The sequence below is a fragment of the Paenibacillus pini JCM 16418 genome (genome assembly GCF_000576305.1).
Classification (GTDB): domain Bacteria; phylum Bacillota; class Bacilli; order Paenibacillales; family Paenibacillaceae; genus Paenibacillus_AQ; species Paenibacillus_AQ pini.
This window is the reverse complement of the sequence record NZ_BAVZ01000006.1, coordinates 155746-175057: the sequence shown is the minus strand read 5'-3', so window position 1 is coordinate 175057 and position 19312 is coordinate 155746. Positions and strand designations below refer to the sequence as shown.

Genomic DNA, 19312 nt, shown 5'->3' with positions numbered 1-19312 from the left:
ATCTACCGCCGCATTTAGGGGATACTTCTTCCCCTGCTTAGGCTATATCGATAACTAAAGCCAGTGTTCAGATTAAAGTTCTTCTTCGTACGTACCCACTCAGCCTCAAAGGCCTCCTTCTGCTTGGTCAGTGCATAATAGCGCATCATTATTCCAGCAGATTCACTCAATATCTCATGCCCTGTTGCAACGTCAGCGGACTGGTCGGTATCAAGATAATTGGTATATACGCCGTCTGGTCCCGATAAGCTTTTGATCACAAATTGATGTAATTTCTCTCGCTTTCCTTGCATCGAAAAGGTATCTCCATAGAGAATTTTCGGTTCTAATGATGCATTAGCTGGTGTTTTCTCGCAGGCTGTCACAACGCATATGACTAGCACAAGGCTTATATACAGAACCATGTTTTTTCTCATCAATTTACGCTCACTTCCCTTACATCACCGTAGATTCTATCGAGTATGGGCAACCTCATAAGTTGTTAAAGCCTCCGGACCTTCGGTTTTCCCATTCTTAGGTATGTCATTGTTATGTTGAGCATTCTGTAGCTGAGATCGGCTAGGTTTATACAACTCCACCGTCTTTGTACTATAGAACGGTCTGTTCTGAGTTTCTATAAGTATTCTTGAAATATACTCGCCAAGTAGCCCTACAATAAAGAACAATCCCGCAAATCCCATAGAGACAAAAATCATTAGTGTGGTCCAGCCCTGCACGGTGAAGTCCCTAAATATATAACTATATAAAGCATATCCTCCCATAAATAATGAGAAGAGGAAGAAGGTAACCGACAAATAGTGCGCCAGTTTTAGCCCTCCATTAGAGAATGACACAACGATATCAATCGCTAATGATATATTTTCACGATTGATCTTTCGATTAGGAATAGGGATGCTTTTATCGGACTCATAATAAACAATCTCTTTGGCATAGCTGTGTATTCATAAAGTGCTTTACGATATCGCACCTTTTCTTTTAAATTTAGCATCGCATTGAGTGCTCTACGACTAACAATTCTAGCAGATTCAGTAGACAGGCTCATTTCTAAATAAGAGATTTTATTTAATATTTTATAAAAGACCTTAGAGTAAAGCGATGTGCGATCGGAAGAAGCAGCGACAATGTCATAGTTCCCTATCGTGGCCGTCCTATATAGTGTAGATAATATATCTAGTGGATAATCCACAATAACTGACTCAATCTCATATACGAAATCACCCATTGACTTGTTAAGTCCAGCCATCATGGCATGTTCAATCCCATGCTTACGGGATAAATTAATTATTGAGCAATCACCCGATACCTTAGCAGCAGCCATTCTTGCATTCGCGAGCGTCTGATCTTTACTGAAATCATTAACGATAATAATTTCATAATCTTGATATATTCCGCTTAATGTTGCATCTAAATTTTCGATAAATGGAATGATGTTACTCTCACAATTGTACGCATATACTGCCGCAGAAATAAAAACTTGTTCCTTCACAGTACATCCTCCAAATCATAAATAGTATTGAATTTACCTGAGAACACCGAAATATAAGAGGGCTCCTCAGAAAACTGTTTGATAATGGTTGGTCTCGAATCATCTAACTCTGAAGCACTAATTAGAGCCTTTACCGCAAATAATGAAGATTTATATTGAATCTCAATTTCAGGAACAAGGTATTTCTTAGCAAGTTGATGCATGCTTGTCCATGCTGTAAAGGGTTGAGCAGGACATAAATTGCAGTTTCGCAATAAGGTTGGCGTGCACGCCCTGTTCACTTCCTGGCAGCTAAACTTCGGCAATGTATTTGTAACCGATTCATGTGGTGTATGTCCTACTGAAGTCAATGAATGATTTCCTGTCATCCCAAATGGCATAACGGAGAAAAAAGGGCCGTCCATCACGGTGATCCCAACATTCTGCAGTTTCTTACTAACCTCAGTGAGAATCACCTCACAGATCTCATATTTCGTATTAAATAGATCAAAATTAAACTTCGTATTCAGTTGATTGATGCTGGCATATGTAGCATTTAATACTTTAGGTGTAATGATTTTGAACCCGTCTGCAAAGGATAAGAAGAAATTTTGCTCATCTTGTTCCACATCATGTAATTCCTTAGCAAAATACATATGAACATTCTTATATTCAGCCAGTTCAGTCATGTACCGTTCTCTAATTCGGCCTGCATCATAACTGTACTCTACTGTCTCGAAAGTTGCTTCAACTGTACCCTGATTAAAATATTTCCTGCTGTTGATTTCCTCAATCGGAATATCAATATATTCACAAAATTTAAAGAAGTGCTCTGCGCTCGTTAATGAATCATTCGAGGAAATAGCATACACTTTTTTAAATTGATCATTGATCGCAAATGAAAACTCCTCATTAAACCGCTGATAATATTTCGCTGATTTCAATGCAGTTGAAACGCTTCGCGGGTAGTGATACCCATTATGAACGCGGGCTTGGTTTATATAACTAGCACGCTGTAGCGGCTTCTCATCAAGCTCAATTAATGCAACGCTTAATTCTCGTTCAGCGAGATGTTTGGCTGCGAACATACCATAAATGCCTGCACCGAATATGACATAATCAAATTGTTCAACGATATGCATGATGCTCTCCCGTTCTTCTTACATATATCTTCCTTCATGGATAACCTTTGTAACTTCCAGAGCCAGTGCATGATTGGAATTCACATTTCCATCCAGAATGAATTGTACACATTCCTGAATGGCATACTCTACATTGTTCATCTCATCAAACGTCCATTGCTTCGACTCTATCATGCGATAGGCATGCTCTTCCTGCTCAAATCGAATAAGCTCTACATTCGGACTCCTCATCATATCAAAGTGAAGCATGCCCTTACTGCCGATCAATCGAAGTGTTCGAACCTTACGTATGGCTAATAGATTGCAATGCACTTCAACCGATATATGGTCTATGTTCATCTGTATGTTTCCTATGTTACAGAAACCCGCTTCATTGGTAACCATGTCGGTGAAATCCACATGTGTAATACGATCATAACCCTCTAAAATATATAAAATAGCAGATATCAAATGAACTCCTATGATCTCGTATACATGTTCATCCCTATAGAAGTTGCCAAATTGTTCAATTCGTCCTTCTATAGCAAGAATATCCCCTACTTGTTCCTTAAACGTTTTCATCGATTGAATCGATTTTGAAACCGTATAAATATAATCAGTATATAGAATTTTTTGATTGGACTCAGCTAATCTAGTTAATTCAACAGCTTGACTATAATCTGTAACTAACGGCTTTTCGCAAAAGACATGTTTATGATTCGTTAAGCAAAGCTTGCAGTACTCATAATGCGTATGGGTAGGCGTGCATATGAATACCAACTCTATTTCGTTATTTAAGAGAATATGGTTCATATGATTCGTAAATATTTTATCTTCTTGTGGATGCCTATCATATATGAGCTCAAGCTGGAGAGCCTCACTCCGCTCAATATACCTTCTGATAATCTTGCCCCAGTAACCATATCCAATCAAGGCAACCTTCATGCGGTATGACTCTCCCCTTTTTCTTTGCGAAGCTTCATAATTTCCTTCATATATGTGATTACTAACTTCATAATCTTCACTTTAGAGTTAGGATCATCATCCCAATTCACAGCGATCTCTTGTATCTCAATGCCTTCCCATTCTGCTCTCACCAACAATTCAGCACAATAGAACCAGCCATGATTGTCACTGCTCTTATCAATTAGATCCTCAATGACATTCCTATTAAAAAATTTAAATCCGCACATCGCATCAGTAAATTTAACACCGAGCAATATTTTAAGAATTAAATTTAACCCTCTAGAAGTAATTTCCCTAATTAGTTTTCTATTCTTAACGTTTGAATGCTGCTTGATTCTTGAGCCATTCACAATTTTGGTGTTCTCATGGTTCTCAAATAAATCGTAGACCTGTTTAATATGCTGCAAATCCGTTGATAAATCGACATCCATATATCCAATAATTTCGCATTCATTCAATTTTACAGCTTCTCTTAAAGCTAAACCAACGCCTCTTTGTGATAATTTCATATAAGAAATATGTTTATGTTCTTCTACTAAATGCTTTGCTATTGTCTCCGTGTTATCTGTAGAACCATTATCCACAATCGTTATTTGGTACTTATCCTGCAAATGGTCTTCTAAATAACGTACAGCTTGTTCGATTCCCCTCTGTATGCGAAACTCTTCATTTAATACAGGGACTACAATATTGATTCTCATGTAATCAAACCTCCTACTGCAAATAAATAACGATGATTAGCAAATTTAAATTTATCATTCTACTGAATAAATATTGATGTTGGAATTATATTAGTTGAAGGGGGCTCTATCACAAAAAAATAAATATTATGAGATAAATTCGCCCCTAAATTGGTTCTAAAGGCTCATTTTGTAGGAATGGTGGGATTATTTATAATGATTCCATATGATATTACAATATAGAGGTGTGGATATTTAGGGGACTTTCATACTATATAAAATAGATTTATCTGATAATCATATCAATATTTTGAACTATAAGCAACGAAAAAACATCCATTTTTATGTAAAATTTTCTTTTATTCAACATATCTTAACATATTAATCTATGGTTTGACATCAAAAAAAGTCGAAACTATCCTCTCTATAAGGATTGCTTCGGCTTTCTCTGTTTACAATATAAAATCCACGCTTCTCATGAGACACTTTCTTCGATATTTCATTGGTGCAAACAGCATTTACCTATCATAAATAAAGGGATTTACATTTTTTAACTTTAATATATAATTAAGGCATTATTTATACGCAATTTAGTCACATCCTTTATGGAAGCCAATGAACATTGAACAGGAGGGTGAGCCAGCCAGAACAATTCATACATGATGATTCATATTAAAAGCGCTTACATTTATAAGAATGCGAGGGATGGATTATGGAAAGTAAACCCCAGATATCTAAACATACGCAGACGAAACGGACACCCGAGGAATATTCTAAAATTGTAAAGTCGGCTCACTTCCAGCAACTACTCCGCGAAAAGAAACGATTTATTATTCCGTTTACCATCTTCTTCTTTTGTTTTTATTTTGCCCTACCTATTCTTACATCCTACACTACCTTCCTTAATAAACCCTTCTATGGAAGCATAACTTGGGCATGGGTTCTAGCATTCCTTCAATTTGTGATGACGTGGGCATTCTGTATGATCTACTATAAAAAAGCCTCGAAATTCGATAAACTGTCTGAGCAAGTCTTGGCAGAGAAAGAGGGTAAACTATGAATACAGCAGCATTCTCAATGTTCTTAGTCATCGTTGCTTTTACTCTCATGATTACGTATTGGGCTTCCAAGAAAAATAAATCTGCTAGCGACTTTTATACAGCTGGAGGCGGACTTACGGGTTGGCAGAACGGAATGGCCATCGCTGGAGATTATATGTCAGCGGCTTCCTTCCTCGGGATTGCTGGAACGATTGCGCTAGCTGGCTTTGATGGATTTTTCTACAGTATCGGATTCCTCGTTGCTTACCTAGTTGTCCTATTCCTTGTAGCTGAACCCTTAAGAAACTTAGGTAAATATACATTTGCAGATATGATTGCCGTTCGCTTCAATGCGAAGAAGATCAGAGGTTTTGCCGCATTTAATACCATCACCATCTCTATCTTTTACATGATTGCTCAGCTTGTCGGGGCAGGTGCTCTAATTAAGCTATTGCTAGGGATCGACTTTACGACCTCCGTTATCATCGTCGGCGTTCTCATGACCGTGTACGTCATCTTTGGTGGTATGCACGCAACCAGTTGGGTGCAGATCATTAAAGCGGTCTTGCTAATGGCAGGAACGTTTGTTATCTCTATTATTGTTCTATACAAATTTAACTTTAGTATCACTGCTATGTATGATCAGATGAAAACCGCCACACCTCTAAAGGATGCCTTTTTAAACCCCGGAGTTAAATACAAAAATGGTTTAGATACCCTATCCTTAACGATGGGTCTTGTACTAGGTACCGCAGGTCTACCTCACATTCTTGTTCGTTTCTTTACCGTACGTGATGCCAAGACCGCACGTAGCTCTGTTGTTTATGCGACTTGGATTATTGGGATCTTCTATGTTATGACGATTTTCCTAGGGTTTGGAGCAGCTGCCTTCGTTGGGAATTCCGATATCATCGCAGCAGACAAAGCAGGTAATATGGCTGCGCCTTTACTTGCCCAAGCACTGGGCGGTAATATGCTATTTGCCTTTATCTCTGCGGTTGCCTTTGCAACCATTCTAGCGGTCGTTGCCGGCCTTGTTTTAACGGCAGCTTCCGCATTCTCACATGACTTCTACAATCATATATTGAAAAAAGGAAAAGCCACAGAGAAGCAACAAGTCAGTATGGCTCGTTATGCCTCGATTGGTATCTCCGTGCTATCGATTGTGCTGGCTTTATTCGCTAGAAACCTGAACGTCGCTTTCCTCGTATCTTTAGCTTTCGCCGTTGCTGCCAGTGCTAATTTGCCGGTTATCCTATACACAATCTATTGGAAAAAATTCAACACAAACGGCGCCATTTGGGCCATGGTCGTAGGACTCGTAACTTCAATCGGTCTTGTTATTGTTGGTCCTAACGTATTCAGCCCTGTTGCAGGCAAAGCCATGTTCATCGGAGAACCGCTATATCCATACACAACACCAGGGATTATCTCCATACCTCTTGGATTCATTGCAGGGTACGTCGGTACCCTGGTTACACGCAAATCAGCTAATCAGGATGATCAGGTTAGCTACGATGAAATCTTAGTCAGATCCAATACGGGAATGGATACAACGATGTAACGAGTAATATCAGGTGACTACGGTGTATCTGTAACACCATAAATGAAGGCCCGATCTAGCCAGTATGACTGTGATCGGGCCTTCAGTCTGTCTTTATAGGATAAACAATTGTTCTCGTAATATGGGCTATGTCACTGAACGGGATTATAAATATCTTAATAATGACAAAGATTATGGTAAATATGATAATATGTTGTAGAAATTAAGGGGATATTCAGAGACATCATGGTATAACGAAATAGTAGCCCAAACGGATGCATCGGAGGTCGTAAACATATGGTGGCTCTATTTATAGTATTCAATGTTGTCATGTTTAGTTTTTTAATAGTTGACGTATTTTATAAGAAGATACAATGGAGACAGAAAGCAAAGATACGACTAGTGCTTGCGTGTGCCATTGGTTTGTGGGGGTTTTCCCTTATCTTCCTATTAGAATATATAGTTCTTATTACACCGCAGAGGATGGTACAAATGACAAAAGTAGAATTGATGGATACCCAGTTGGCTTCATATGAGGGAAAACTAAATAGTTCTGAGATTTGTAGAGTAGTGGAAGAGATTTTCGGGTTTAATTTAGATCCAGCTCAGCTGGGTTATAACGGAGATCCAATATCCGGAGCAGATATTCGCAAATTGATTAATCAAAAGTTTGGCGTGAATTTAGACGGGGTTGCCTCATTAGAGAAGGCTAAAATTTCTTTGTATTCCAAAGGGCAATGGGTTGTTCGAAATGAACATGATTTAATCACTGTGCTTACAGGTACAGGTGATGTGGATGTAAAGGTTCTTCCGACTGCATATTTCATGGAGCAGACTGGAATTCAAGAGCTGCCCAATGAATTGCAGCAATCTTTAACAAGTCTCGGGTATTCCTATGATGAAGAAGTAGGAGGTTACTATTACTCGAATCCCTCTGGCAAAGCTGTTCCCGATGCCTTTAAGGGACAAACAATAGGGGCTATTGTTCAAGTCATTCAACAACGTTACTCTGATTTATAAAATATAGTTATCCTTTTTGGAGTCATCTAGGAAAGCATTTGCTTTCCTAGATGACTCCGCTGCTATATGTATCTGCATCATTCTAAAGAAGGATAACTCGTTAAGCTATTTAAACTTTATTTTCCGAAAGACGACAAGAATTTAACACGGTCTCCCATCGGGGGAACATTATTATCTACTAAAGCGACTTCCAAAACGGCTGGACCCTTTAAATTCGTGAAGTTATGGATCACTTCTTGATTCATGTCTTCCAAACCGTTAACTCTAAAACTTGGTATATCCATAGCCGCAGCAAGTGCCGCAATATTAGTTTCGGTCTGCCCGAACGATGGGTGAGAGCGTTTATACTGAAGCTCATGTCCATGATAGACCATGCCTAAGCGTGCATTATTCATAATCACAAATAGGATGGGCAAATTGTATTCCTTTGCAGTTAGAATTTCCATCCCATGCATGAAAAAGCAGCCATCGCCTGTAATACATACGACAGGACGTTCTGGTTCAGCTAGCTTCGATCCAATCGCTGATCCAATGCCGCTTCCCATTGCACCAAAATGTACATTGATATCAAACGTATGTGAATCAAGTACATTCATGTGATGAATGACATAGGACATAAACTCGCCAATATCAACCGTGTAACGGGTTGAAGAAGGCAAGTGCTTTTGTAAATTCAACAATACATTCTTCGTATTATATTCCTCGCTTTCGCCGTATCCACTTGTCTCTTCTCAACGACTGTCTTCTTATCTCTCGGTAGCCCTAACGACTGTAATTCTTCCATGAGGAACAATAATCCTAAATTAATATCACCTAATACAGGGATATCGATCTTATACTTTCGGTTAAATACGGTCTGATCAAAATCCATTTGTACCGTGAATCGATCTTTAGTTAAATTAACATTCCAGTTATTCGTTGCCGTTTCACCAAGACTTGAACCCAAGATCAATAGAGCCTGTCCATCTCCCTCATTAACGAGCCTTGAAGCATTTTCACTGCCCGCGAAACCGAACACACCCGCTAGAAGGGGATGATCCTCTGGAATAAATCCTTTAGCCTGTGGTGACGTTAAGATTGGCCAATCTAACAATTCTGCAAGCTCAATACACTGATCTACAGAATATCGAACACCTTGACCTATAAATATATAGCCGCTTTCTCTTCGTGTAAGTTCAAATGCTACATCTCGAATGACATCAAGATCTGGAACCATCGGTGCTCTTGTTGGTGGGTTCGGTATAATAGGCACTTGGATCTCGCCTTGTTGTACATCAATAGGGATGGCAACGTGAACTGGTCCGGGAACTCCCGAAATCGCAATCTCTACGGCTTTTACAACTTCATGTAGTAAATCTTCTGAATTCTTGACGGTCACACTATATTTAGTGACCGAACGGAAGACAGGGTCAGCATCTAATTCTTGAGAAGCATTTAGACCTACCGTGCTAACAGGAACCGCACCTGTGATGAACAAAACCGGCATATGCTCACGCATAGCATTCGCAGCACCGGTAATCAAGTTCGTTCCACCAGGCCACTACAGCCAATACATACACTCATTTGGTTAGCATACTTAGCATAAGCAGCCGCCATATAGGAAGCCGCCCCTTCATGCTTCGTAATAATCGGCGTAATTTCAGGCATATCATATAATTCATCAAAAATAACATTAACGGAACCTGCTGGAATACCAAAAATATGTTGTACGCCATAACCTTTTAAATATTCCAATACTGAACGAGCTGCTTTCATAAGATCCTCCCTATAATTCATACTTAGTAGATAGATACTTCTTCTCAAGATCATCGGCTTTCATTGGACGACCGAAGAAATACCCTTGCATCAAATAACAATCTCTAGCGGATAAAAATTCGGCTTGTTCGCTCGTCTCAACACCTTCAGCAATGACATTCAGGTTAAGGTTCTGTGCGAGCGTGATAATGGTATTGGTAATGGCCGCATCATCATCGTCTTGGGTTATATCTTGAACAAATGATTTATCAATTTTAAGCGTACTGATCGGGAAGTTCTTCAAATAACCTAGCGATGAATAGCCTGTACCAAAATCATCAATGGCAATACTGATTCCGAGTCCTTTGAGCTGCTCCATTGTTTTCAAAGTAATATCGGTGTTCTTAATAATTTGATTCTCTGTAAGTTCTAGGTGTAGATACTCAGATGATAAGCCTACTCTCTTCAAGATGTTTTTGACCATAGAGAACAAATTATTTTGTTCAAACTGACGGACCGATAAATTGACGGACACACTGATTAATGGAAATCCCTGCTCATGCCATTTTTTCAACTGCTTACATGCATTTTCAAGAACCCATTCTCCGATAGGAACAATTAATCCTGTTTCTTCTGCAAGAGGAATAAATTCATCGGGTGGAACTAAGCCTCTACGGGATGGTTCCATCTTATTAACGCTTCTACACCTACAATAGTTTGCGTTTGATAGTTTATTTGAGGCTGATAGTAGATTTCCAGTTCATTGTTATCTAGGGCTTTATACAAGGCATTCTCAAATTTAACGATCTCAAAAGTTCTCGTATCCATTCCGGTACTAAAGAAATGATAGCTATTACCGGATATTTCTTTGGATTTATACATAGCGGTATCTGCATTTTTAATCAAGGTCTCCGTTGTGTCTCCATTCTCCGGGAACAAACTAATACCAATGCTAGTTTTAATAAACACTTCATTATCTTTAATATAGAAAGGATTAGAGAAGGACTGGATAACCTGATTAACTATTTTTAAAACTTCTCTTTTGTTTCTAATATTAGGTAGGAAGATGGTGAATTCATCCCCCCCTTGCCGTGAAACGGTTGCGTTCTTAGGGATCGAGGCACTTAAGCGCTGAGCGACATCATGTAAAAGTAGATCCCCATAGCTGTGCCCCAATGTATCGTTAATGAACTTAAACCGATCTAAATCCAAATACAGGAGCGCTATTTTGCATCCATTCATTTGGGCGTGTGCAATCCCTTGCTGTAGTCGATCTTTTAATAGAACTCGGTTTGGCAGGCCAGTCACACTATCGAAATAAGCATGGTATTTAATCTCTTCTTCCATTTGTTTACGCTGCGTTATATCTTTAAAAGTCACGACTTCCCCGACGATCTCGTCACCTTCCTTAATTGAGGAAATGACATATTCGACTGGAAAACTAGAATTATCTTTGCGGTAAAATTTCTCATCATTATGACAATGGTTCCATTTCCTTTCGTATGAAGCTGAGGTGCCGTTAGGCTCGCCCATGACCCCTCCGTTAAAAATACAACTGTAAGGTTGTCCGATCAACTCACCTTTGATTTCATAGCCTAACATCGCTTCCCCAGCTGGATTGCAGAATGTAATATTCCCATCCAGATCCAAACCGAAAATTCCTTCACCAGCAGAGTTAAGAATCAACTCTTTTTCGCGGCTAAGATGCTGCAGTTCGGTCACTACTCGCTCAAGCTCTTGATTCTTCTCCGTAATTTCAGATGTTCTCTCCTCGATAATAACTTCTTGCTTCTCCATATATAACAGGTTCGATAATGTCGAGGCAGTAGCATCTACGATGGATTGAGCCAATTGAATAACCACATCCGAGTACACTTTGCCTCGTTCTTCAAGATTCACCACGCTATGACGCCTAGTACGCTCCCCATCGAAACTAGCGGAAGCATAAAGAGACCTTTAATACCAAACTTCTCGCATGCTTCATGGTTCGGTCTGTCATCTTCTAAAGCATCGGGTATGAGGATAGCCTTCTTGGTTCTAATAACTTCTTGAAATACAGCATCATTTTCAGGATCAATCTTCACTTTGTGATGTGTCTCCATCCACGCTGCTTCGGTCCAGTCACTATCCTTACTTAATTTTGCGGGCTTGATTCTTCTGCCAGCTAATGGGTCAAGCAAATGTGCGCCGATATTATCGGTGTTTAGCACTTTAGCTATATAGAGAAAGCATCGGTCAATCCCCTCCTGCATCGAAGAACACATCGATAAATCACGTGTTACATCTAGCAAGAGCTGCTTCTCAGCAATGAGATTCTCCTTATGCGTTAAATTATTTGCATTCTGAATGGCTACCGCAGCCATATTTACATAGGCCTCAACCGTTTGGATCTCTGACTCTGTTAAATTCATCGGAATACCATAATCAAATAGAAAAACAAGACCAAACAGCTCGTTCTCATAAGAGATTGGAAGTACCAATAAAGATTTAATATGAAAACCATCTACAGCCCTAGGGTCCGGACGGTTATCCTTGGTTGTATCAGGAATATAAATTGTTTTTTGCGTTTCGATGACTTCTTTCGCTAATAAATCATACTCCGTCTCAATAATATGCATATCTAGAGTCATTCCATTCATAAGCTCCGGCTTGCCAACGTAACCTCTGAATGTTCCATCTTCCTGTGGCAGATAAATACCTACGGAATCACATTGAACGATCTCTTCCGATATAGCCGTAGTTACATGCTGCAATACCTCACGTAACTCAAGTTTTGTATTGATCAATTTTGTTATATTCGCGAGCCTAGAATACCTCGTTTGTTCTTTCATCCTTCACACGCCCTCCATTTATCATTCCGTTTAACATAGTTGTATGAAGCCTGCTAGATAATAAATTATTAAATCTATAAGGCGTATGGACTTGCCTAGTTTTATACAAGTAACTTCTATATCATACTATTCGCCACAATTTCCTATTTTCCTTATTTTAACTCCATTTGCAATACATTTAATATAAGAAATATGAATTGCAGATATATATTTTTTGAAATTAAAAAAATCACAATCGAGTTACGTTCTCGATTGTGGTCTATTGAAAAAGTTATGAATTATCCTTATCTGAAATTTCCTGATCTGTGCTTTTCACTCGTTTCAACTGACCCACAATGATAACGCTGATGACTACAAGCAAAAACCATGAGCTGATCTTGCCAATATGTACAATTCTCCAAGCCTGATCTTGATCAGGATATCGCCATGCGCCTAGAAAAGTGGAGATGTTCTCTGCGATCCAAATAAAGAAACCGATCAGAAAGAAAGACAGCACCATTGGCATCCGATATTTTTTGCCCAGTACTTCGAAAGAAACAAAGGTTCTAATAAATACAATAAGAAGTAATAGCATCAGCACCCAGCGTAGATCGGGAAGATAATGATGAGTAAAAAAATTCATATAAATAAGTAGACTAATCCCTACGGTTAGAATTGGATGAGGCCAGCCCACAATTTGAAGCTTCATATTTCGCCATGACTGGCATATATAACTAGCAACGCTAGCATACATAAACCCACTGTACAGAGGAACTCCGCCGATCTTGCTCCAGCCTTCTCCCGGGTAACTCCATGAGCATATGTACCTTGTATAATTCCAACATGAGTCCGATGACATGAAACATACAAATGACTTTGAGCTCATCCCATGTTTCCAGTTTAAATAATATCATTAGTAGTTGTGCAAGCACACATACTAGTAATATGAAATCATAACGTGACAGAAAAGGTATAGTTACATATTTCGAGATAGCCAGCGTAATAAAAATAACGGCCGGAAAAATACATGAGCGGGCTTGGAGCCAGCCGAAGGTTAAGAATCTAATGATTGATTTCATATTATCCTCCACAACATGTTTCACGATGATGACCACGTATATTATAGCATTTCATCAGAAATGAGATAGCTATGTATCGATTTACACATCAAATAAACAAAGAATCGAAGCTATGAGGTTAGCTTCGATGATCATTCAAGGCAAATTTTGTTTCGTATTTTGATCTAAGGCTCTCCTGACGGCATGCAAGTATTGGTATCCATACTCAATGTCCGGTTCTAGATAGGCGCCCTCGCCCCATTCATTCCATGCATTAATAAACACGAATTCGCTTTTATACGCCTCTTTGGCTCTCGCGATTTGCTTTGATAAGTACCATCCAAACTTCTGTGGCGTCATGCCCAGGCTACTCTGACCAGAAGAACCTCTACGAGGTGTATTGTCCCAATTGACATACGCGCCAGGATATATTTGTTCACCATCTCTGTGAGGTGTTCGCTCTAGAATAGACTGCCATACTTTATCGTAATCCATGACCAGATGCTCTCTTCCTTCAACAGAGAAACGACTCCAAGGTTGCTTCAAATTCCCGTGAGCGAATGTATAATGCGGTTCAAATTCCATGCTGGCATCGAACCCCTGTTGCTCACCTATTGAAAAGCCTCCAAGTGTCCGAACCATATGAATACCCTTTAATCCATTGGTCAGTGCTAGCTTTTGCCAGTGAACAATCATTTCTTCACAACGAGGGATGCTTACCGGTCTATAGATGAGAAACAAGGGCTTTCCGTTTACTCGAATATAGCGGGGGTCCATAAAAGCATCTAAAAGCGAATAAAAATGCAAACTCCAATCCTTCTCATCTCCATAATCCTGCGCCATGAGTACATCTGATTCCATGCCATCCCATTTTCGCGTCCAAGGTTCATTCGCCCATGATAGACAGAAGGGAAAATCGGGCGTTTTATACTTGAGAATTTCCTGAAGCGGTTTTTCAAGTAGTTTCTTCCCTTTAAACCAGTAGTGGTAATAGCAAAAGCCATAAACCCATATGCCTTGGCCGTTTCAGCTTGCCACATTCTTGCTTCCGGGTCCGTAAGGTCATAGTAATACTGATTCATCGGCGCTCGAGGCTGTACATGACTTGGATATAATGGAACTGCCTTTTTTACATTCGTCCACTCCGTGAATCCTTCGCCCCACCAGCATCATTCTCCGCAACACGATGGAACTGAGGTAATAAAAAGGCAATCAGCTTCAACTCTTGATCTCCCTTCTTAGCTAAGCATAGCACCGGATAGCCTTTTGCTACTTATGCTAATTAAGCGCAATATCGAGTAGCTCCATTCCCTTTTGGAGAAAGGAATGATTATATTTATTGTCCGCTAGTGCCCGGGAGGCTACTAATCTTCGATGATCAATGTTAAGCCAATAGTGATTAAACCGCTCTAATAGGTCATCCACTTCACGAAAGGATACTAGAAACTCTCCAGCTTCAGCATGAGGAACGACATCCGGATGCTCCTGAATCAGCTGGAACGTTCCACAAGCAGATACATCTAGCATCCGCTGCTTCAGCGGGCTGCAATTAATGACCATTTTGGCGCCATTATAATAGTCTGCAACATCTTCCTCTGGAGACACCGAAAGAACAGACGATATATTCTCCCAGCCTCTCCATAACTAACAACCTTTTTACCCGATAATACTTCTGATTGTATACATGCACGCAGAACCGTATTTAAACGGATATCGCCAATGAGTAGAACATCAGACTGGTACCGACTTTCTACTGCCTTAGGAAAATAGATGCTGGTATTCGATGCAAACGGCATATAGTGACAGTGCTTGCACTGTAACGCTTTATAGGCAGGGATATTAGCGGTGCTTTGCGTAAATACATAATCAAATAAGGGAGCAAGCTGCCACTCAACTTCGGTTACCCCACGTTCATCTGATAACCACACGGCTTTTTTAATATTAGATTGCTTCAGTATATTCAAGCTCTCTGTGGGAAGCTTCTCCTCACTGCCAAGAACCAATATCAAGTCAAACTCTTGTTGGGACAGGCACTCTTCAAGATGATGAGCATATTTAACGGCATGTACATTCTTAACTAAATGCCTAAGTTGCTCTTCAAGAATGATTTCATTTAAGGTATTACTTATTTTGAGGGTGGGCACAACCAACAAGAGGTTTAATCGCTTATAGAACACCTTTCTCCTGTCTTGCGTTTTATAAAAATCTTGCATCAACAGCATCCCACTCTGCACATTGCTCTGATAAAGCGATATGGCATCTAATAAGGGGTTCAACTTTTCATTTAGCTTCTCATTTAGTGTTCTTTTCACTTGATTAATAATCAATTTATTTTGTGGTTCATTGGAGTTTAATCTTTTTTTGATCGTTTTCTTCATAAGCCTCCTCCTTTCTGCTCTGATTGTATGATTACAGGATGGTTTGTCGGCTTTAAGCTACTATATGCTTCATTTTTTTGTTTTGCCTTTAGGTGTTTAACCATAATTAGTAGGCGTGGCAAGTCTGCGTATGAACCTATGTCATATAATAGGGCTCTCTCTTTTATATGAAAATGTGTAAATATACCATTACCAATTGATGTTGTCCACATAGAATAAGGTGTAACACTAGAAAGGAGTGTGATTGAATTGCCAACATTTGATAGTATTCAAGTTACGGGGAGTGCGACGGTTCAACAGGACCTTCAAGTGGGAGGTAATGAAACTATTGCACAGTCGCTCAATGTTAACGGAAGTGAAACAGTTAACAATCATTTAGCCGTAGGAGGAACCATTACTTCAGGACAAGGCGTGAATACATTATTTCGGTTGGGTGTATGGAGTCAGCCAACGCTTCCAGGGGGTACATCCTCTGTTCAACAGGTAATATTTTATCCTACAGGCTCATCGAATCAACCGGGTCTCCTGCTACAAGGCACAGACGGTCTTAACTATGTTCTATTTATAGATGTGAGCAGTGGAACTGCTAATCTTGCAATTCAAAGAGTTTAACGAAGTATAAAGAAGAAGCATCGAGACATGTTCATGACTCGATGCTTCTTCTTTCATATCCATCTTATTTATATAAGACTTTATCTACATTGTATTTGGCCTTGAACTCATTCACGATATACGTTTCATAGATTTCTCTATGAACCGGATTCTCGATCAGCGATACATCAATTCTAGTGACCTCATCACGATGCATTTTCATTGGGGATACGGTATCCTCAAAATGTTTTTTAATTCTGGGTCTTAGCTTTCTCGCTTTACCCACAAACAGCAATTCCTCATCGTCGTTGTAGAACATAAATATGCCGCCATAATCTCTTGGAATTTGAATAAAATCTGTAAATCCATAAATATGACTTAGTACAGGATTAGCCTGCTTGGTAATCGAAACATCCACATTGGGAAGAGTAATATTAATCAATGGTTATTCACGTCCTCATTCGATATAGGTATATATCGTATCACATATCTAATCGGAGTGAAATGACTCATACGATAAACCCATTACTTGGTCTTACATAAGGGCTTTCCTTTATTCTTGCTCCAGAATAGATGCTTCGCGATCACGAATGATTCGTCTAAGCTCATTAGCAATGTCTCGGCTAATCTCGCTGCGTTCATATAAACGCTGAACCTCATCTCGCTCCGCTTGGATGGCGATCCAGTGTAGATCTCTTCGTACTTCTTCATTTCCTTCACTTTGATCTTGATGCCTACCCTGAAAAGGCTTCGAAAGCCTCTCTATAATGAGATGGTAATGGTTAACGATATCCGTGACCTCATTCTTATTGGGACCTGACTTCTTCTTCTCCAGAGCTTCTATTACAGCGCTGCTTGTCTGAAGTTTAATGCTCCTCATGACTTCCCTATCAAAACCCGATAGCTTGTACGTTGGCTTCACTTCTTTTTTGAAGAAGACCCCTTTTATTTTTCTAGCCACCGTTTTCATAATAATGACCCAGAGATGCGTTGACCTCGATAAGGTCAGTTCAATTTGTTCTAAAGCTTTTAAGAATAATGCAGCCTGTTCTTTGGTTATGTCACCGCTCGCAAGCATTTCCCGCGTTTTCTCGCGCTCAATCTCAAGTGCAGCAATACGTAGACCTGCTTCCTTTTTATGAATGCGCAGGTTCCCTTGTCTACGTGCACGAGGATGGAATTGCCTAATCCAACGATTGTAATCCCTTAGTACAGCCTCGGTCTCAACCTCATTCTCTTCATTCTTAGCATGATTGATCGCTTGGATTGCTGCATTCATCATCTTGTATTGTCCTTGGCGCTCTTTCTCTTCAAGCTCCGCTTCGGCATTCCCTTTATCGGTTTTTGCTAATAGAGGAAGCACGATGCTTGCTGTAATCAGAGATAGTAAGATCACGACAGCTGCTAGGAAAATAACCAAGCTGCGCTCCGGAAAAGGATCACCATTCGCTATGACAAGCGGTATGGAGAATGCACCCGCTAATGTAACGGCTCCGCGAACGCCTGATATCGCAGTCATGGCCAAGACCTTAAAGGACATTTCATCCTTATTTTTAGTCCCCCAAATACTTTGCCCCCTCTGGAGAAGGCGAATGTCCATAAGAATCGAAGTACAATAAGCATAATAAAGATAATAAGGGCATATCCAATGGCCTGAAAATTATTGAAGTCAGGACTTTTGAATATAGTTCTAAATACTTCAGGGAGCTGCAAGCCTAGAAGAACAAACACGAGACCATTTAACAGAAATAAAATAACCGACCATGTGTTATCCGATAATTCATGCGTTCGTGGTCTAGCTTTATTGGACTTATCACGTTCGACCGCGTGCATCACACCGCCTGCAACTGCAGCGAGTATGCCTGACAAGCCGAATTCTTCTGCAATCAGATACAAAGCAAATGGCGTCAATATATGTATAAGCATATGCAGTGTCTCATCTTCAAGACCGGATCTACGTAATAAGAAACGTAGTCCCGTAATAAGTGAAGCTAAGATCACACCAATAATCACGCCGCCAATAGCAATAATTAGGAAACTCACACTTGCCTCGGACAAGGAGAAGTATCCGGTGACAGCAGCAGCAAGCGCAAATTTAAAGGCGACGAGTCCCGAAGCATCGTTCATTAGCGCTTCACCTTCGAGCAAATGCATCAAGCTCTTAGGCAGACCGATTCTACCTGCGAGTGCTCCTACAGCTACAGCATCAGTAGGCGACAATATAGCCGCGAGCGCAAATGAAACTGGAAGCGGTATGGAAGGAATCATCCAATGAATAGCATACCCAATCATAAATACAGTCGCGAATACAAGACCTATAGCCAGCAGAAAGATAGGTGCGCGAAGACGCCAAAGTTCGCTGCGAGGTGTATGCTTCCCATCATTATAGAGAAGTGGCGCAATGAATAAGACAAGGAAAAGCTCAGGCTCCAGCTCCATATGGAAACCGGACGGAATAAATGTGATGGCACTACCCAAAGCAATTTGAATAAGTGGCACGGGAACAGAGGGGAGCTGACGATTAATGACATTGGATACCCCGATAAGAGCGAGAAGTACCAATATCATTATAAAAAGTTCCATCTAGGGTGTTGCTCCTTTCAAAGAAAAGCCATGCCAGAGAAAGTTCTAGCGACCTTCGTACACTTCGGAAGTGTGTAGTAGATTGATGTGAATAATCTTCCCTTAACGAAGATATTCCATGAATAAATTTAACCATTAATATAATAGGTTATCAACCTATGCACATTTGAACATAGCCAATAATCACAATCGGAACAAAGCTCATTGCAATCTGGGTCATAAGCTGAAACGTGGTGTACCCTGTCGCTTTTAGTATCCCGAATTCGCGTTTGCGCTTTAGGATCATTGTAGAGGTTTCGATATCCTTAATTGCTTTTCGTCAT

The 19312-nt window shown here is 40.0% G+C and carries 16 protein-coding genes and 4 pseudogenes; 4 read left to right on the top strand and 16 right to left on the bottom strand.

Features of this window, described 5'->3' with window-relative positions; all coding sequences use genetic code 11:
* Positions 1–14: 14 nt before the first annotated feature.
* The 6 genes from JCM16418_RS25850 to JCM16418_RS11120 form a co-directional block, all read right to left on the bottom strand.
* Positions 15–404, bottom strand: a complete 390-nt coding sequence (locus JCM16418_RS25850; protein WP_242403795.1) for a hypothetical protein — start codon at positions 402–404, stop codon at positions 15–17.
* 48 nt (positions 405–452) lie between these two features.
* On the bottom strand, positions 453–695 hold the full coding sequence (locus JCM16418_RS11140; RefSeq protein ID WP_148298784.1) for a hypothetical protein: 243 nt from the start codon (positions 693–695) through the stop codon (positions 453–455).
* A 152-nt stretch (positions 696–847) separates the two neighbouring features.
* Complete coding sequence (locus JCM16418_RS11135) at positions 848–1486, bottom strand: glycosyltransferase (RefSeq protein WP_036648739.1); 639 nt, start codon at positions 1484–1486, stop codon at positions 848–850.
* Positions 1483–2607: an FAD-dependent oxidoreductase gene (locus JCM16418_RS11130; protein WP_036648737.1), complete on the bottom strand. Its 1125-nt coding sequence runs from the start codon at positions 2605–2607 to the stop codon at positions 1483–1485. The genes JCM16418_RS11135 and JCM16418_RS11130 overlap by 4 nt, the downstream gene beginning before the upstream one ends.
* An 18-nt stretch (positions 2608–2625) precedes the next feature.
* Positions 2626–3531, bottom strand: coding sequence for a Gfo/Idh/MocA family protein (locus tag JCM16418_RS11125; RefSeq protein ID WP_036648735.1), 906 nt, complete (start codon positions 3529–3531; stop codon positions 2626–2628).
* Positions 3528–4253 carry a glycosyltransferase gene (locus tag JCM16418_RS11120; RefSeq protein ID WP_036648733.1) on the bottom strand — a complete coding sequence of 242 codons (726 nt, stop codon included), beginning with the start codon at positions 4251–4253 and terminating at the stop codon, positions 3528–3530. Before JCM16418_RS11120 ends, JCM16418_RS11125 begins: the two co-directional genes overlap by 4 nt.
* Positions 4254–4944: 691 nt before the next feature.
* On the opposite strand from JCM16418_RS11120, the gene JCM16418_RS11115 reads away from it, so the two are divergent.
* The 3 genes from JCM16418_RS11115 (at position 4945) to JCM16418_RS11105 (ending at position 7835) form a co-directional block, all read left to right on the top strand.
* On the top strand, positions 4945–5292 hold the full coding sequence (locus JCM16418_RS11115) for a DUF485 domain-containing protein (RefSeq protein ID WP_052020210.1): 348 nt from the start codon (positions 4945–4947) through the stop codon (positions 5290–5292).
* Positions 5289–6836 carry a solute symporter family protein gene (locus tag JCM16418_RS11110; RefSeq protein WP_036648731.1) on the top strand — a complete coding sequence of 516 codons (1548 nt, stop codon included), beginning with the start codon at positions 5289–5291 and terminating at the stop codon, positions 6834–6836. The genes JCM16418_RS11115 and JCM16418_RS11110 overlap by 4 nt, the downstream gene beginning before the upstream one ends.
* A 471-nt stretch (positions 6837–7307) precedes the next feature.
* Complete coding sequence (locus tag JCM16418_RS11105) at positions 7308–7835, top strand: hypothetical protein (RefSeq protein ID WP_036648913.1); 528 nt, start codon at positions 7308–7310, stop codon at positions 7833–7835.
* Between the two features lie 116 nt (positions 7836–7951).
* On the opposite strand, the pseudogene JCM16418_RS11100 reads toward JCM16418_RS11105, so the two are convergent.
* From JCM16418_RS11100 to JCM16418_RS11080, 6 genes and pseudogenes are all read right to left on the bottom strand, one after another.
* Positions 7952–9590 (bottom strand): annotated as a pseudogene (locus tag JCM16418_RS11100) (thiamine pyrophosphate-binding protein).
* Between the two features lie 10 nt (positions 9591–9600).
* A pseudogene (locus JCM16418_RS11095) lies at positions 9601–12400 on the bottom strand (sensor domain-containing phosphodiesterase).
* Positions 12401–12671: 271 nt separating this feature from the next.
* Positions 12672–13458: pseudogene (locus JCM16418_RS11090) on the bottom strand (DUF817 domain-containing protein).
* Between the two features lie 135 nt (positions 13459–13593).
* A pseudogene (locus JCM16418_RS11085) lies at positions 13594–14659 on the bottom strand (glycosyltransferase WbsX family protein).
* A 56-nt stretch (positions 14660–14715) separates the two neighbouring features.
* Complete coding sequence (locus tag JCM16418_RS23720) at positions 14716–15042, bottom strand: glycosyltransferase family protein (RefSeq protein ID WP_444543854.1); 327 nt, start codon at positions 15040–15042, stop codon at positions 14716–14718.
* Positions 14973–15815 (bottom strand): CgeB family protein, encoded by an 843-nt coding sequence (locus tag JCM16418_RS11080; protein ID WP_052020208.1) that lies wholly within the window; start codon positions 15813–15815, stop codon positions 14973–14975. Before JCM16418_RS11080 ends, JCM16418_RS23720 begins: the two co-directional genes overlap by 70 nt.
* 240 nt (positions 15816–16055) lie before the next feature.
* Here JCM16418_RS11080 and JCM16418_RS11075 point away from each other — a divergent pair, with 240 nt between their 5' ends.
* Positions 16056–16427: a hypothetical protein gene (locus tag JCM16418_RS11075; protein WP_242403794.1), complete on the top strand. Its 372-nt coding sequence runs from the start codon at positions 16056–16058 to the stop codon at positions 16425–16427.
* 64 nt (positions 16428–16491) lie between these two features.
* On the opposite strand, the gene JCM16418_RS11070 is transcribed toward JCM16418_RS11075, so the two are convergent.
* The 4 genes from JCM16418_RS11070 to JCM16418_RS26900 all read right to left on the bottom strand — a co-directional run bounded on the left by JCM16418_RS11070 (position 16492) and on the right by JCM16418_RS26900 (position 19275).
* Positions 16492–16848: a nucleotide excision repair endonuclease gene (locus tag JCM16418_RS11070; protein WP_036648723.1), complete on the bottom strand. Its 357-nt coding sequence runs from the start codon at positions 16846–16848 to the stop codon at positions 16492–16494.
* Between the two features lie 111 nt (positions 16849–16959).
* Positions 16960–17946, bottom strand: a complete 987-nt coding sequence (locus tag JCM16418_RS25845) for a cation:proton antiporter (RefSeq protein ID WP_242403793.1) — start codon at positions 17944–17946, stop codon at positions 16960–16962.
* A complete protein-coding gene (locus tag JCM16418_RS25840) occupies positions 17922–18989 on the bottom strand; it encodes a cation:proton antiporter (protein ID WP_242403792.1) in 1068 nt (355 codons plus the stop codon). Before JCM16418_RS25840 ends, JCM16418_RS25845 begins: the two co-directional genes overlap by 25 nt.
* A gap of 151 nt (positions 18990–19140) precedes the next feature.
* Positions 19141–19275: an FtsX-like permease family protein gene (locus JCM16418_RS26900; protein ID WP_081765405.1), complete on the bottom strand. Its 135-nt coding sequence runs from the start codon at positions 19273–19275 to the stop codon at positions 19141–19143.
* Positions 19276–19312: the final 37 nt, after the last annotated feature.

Bases quoted from the DNA above. Each gene is read 5' to 3' on its own strand.
- JCM16418_RS25850 (WP_242403795.1), bottom strand. From the start codon at position 404: ATGGTTCTGTATATAAGCCTTGTGCTAGTCATATGCGTTGTGACAGCC.
- JCM16418_RS11140 (WP_148298784.1), bottom strand. From the start codon at position 695: ATGATTTTTGTCTCTATGGGATTTGCGGGATTGTTCTTTATTGTAGGG.
- JCM16418_RS11130 (WP_036648737.1), bottom strand. From the start codon at position 2,607: ATGCATATCGTTGAACAATTTGATTATGTCATATTCGGTGCAGGCATT.
- JCM16418_RS11125 (WP_036648735.1), bottom strand. From the start codon at position 3,531: ATGAAGGTTGCCTTGATTGGATATGGTTACTGGGGCAAGATTATCAGA.
- JCM16418_RS11120 (WP_036648733.1), bottom strand. From the start codon at position 4,253: ATGAGAATCAATATTGTAGTCCCTGTATTAAATGAAGAGTTTCGCATA.
- JCM16418_RS11115 (WP_052020210.1), top strand. From the start codon at position 4,945: ATGGAAAGTAAACCCCAGATATCTAAACATACGCAGACGAAACGGACA.
- JCM16418_RS11110 (WP_036648731.1), top strand. From the start codon at position 5,289: ATGAATACAGCAGCATTCTCAATGTTCTTAGTCATCGTTGCTTTTACT.
- JCM16418_RS11105 (WP_036648913.1), top strand. From the start codon at position 7,308: ATGACAAAAGTAGAATTGATGGATACCCAGTTGGCTTCATATGAGGGA.
- JCM16418_RS11080 (WP_052020208.1), bottom strand. From the start codon at position 15,815: ATGAAGAAAACGATCAAAAAAAGATTAAACTCCAATGAACCACAAAAT.
- JCM16418_RS25845 (WP_242403793.1), bottom strand. From the start codon at position 17,946: ATGTCCTTTAAGGTCTTGGCCATGACTGCGATATCAGGCGTTCGCGGA.
- JCM16418_RS25840 (WP_242403792.1), bottom strand. From the start codon at position 18,989: ATGGAACTTTTTATAATGATATTGGTACTTCTCGCTCTTATCGGGGTA.
- JCM16418_RS26900 (WP_081765405.1), bottom strand. From the start codon at position 19,275: ATGATCCTAAAGCGCAAACGCGAATTCGGGATACTAAAAGCGACAGGG.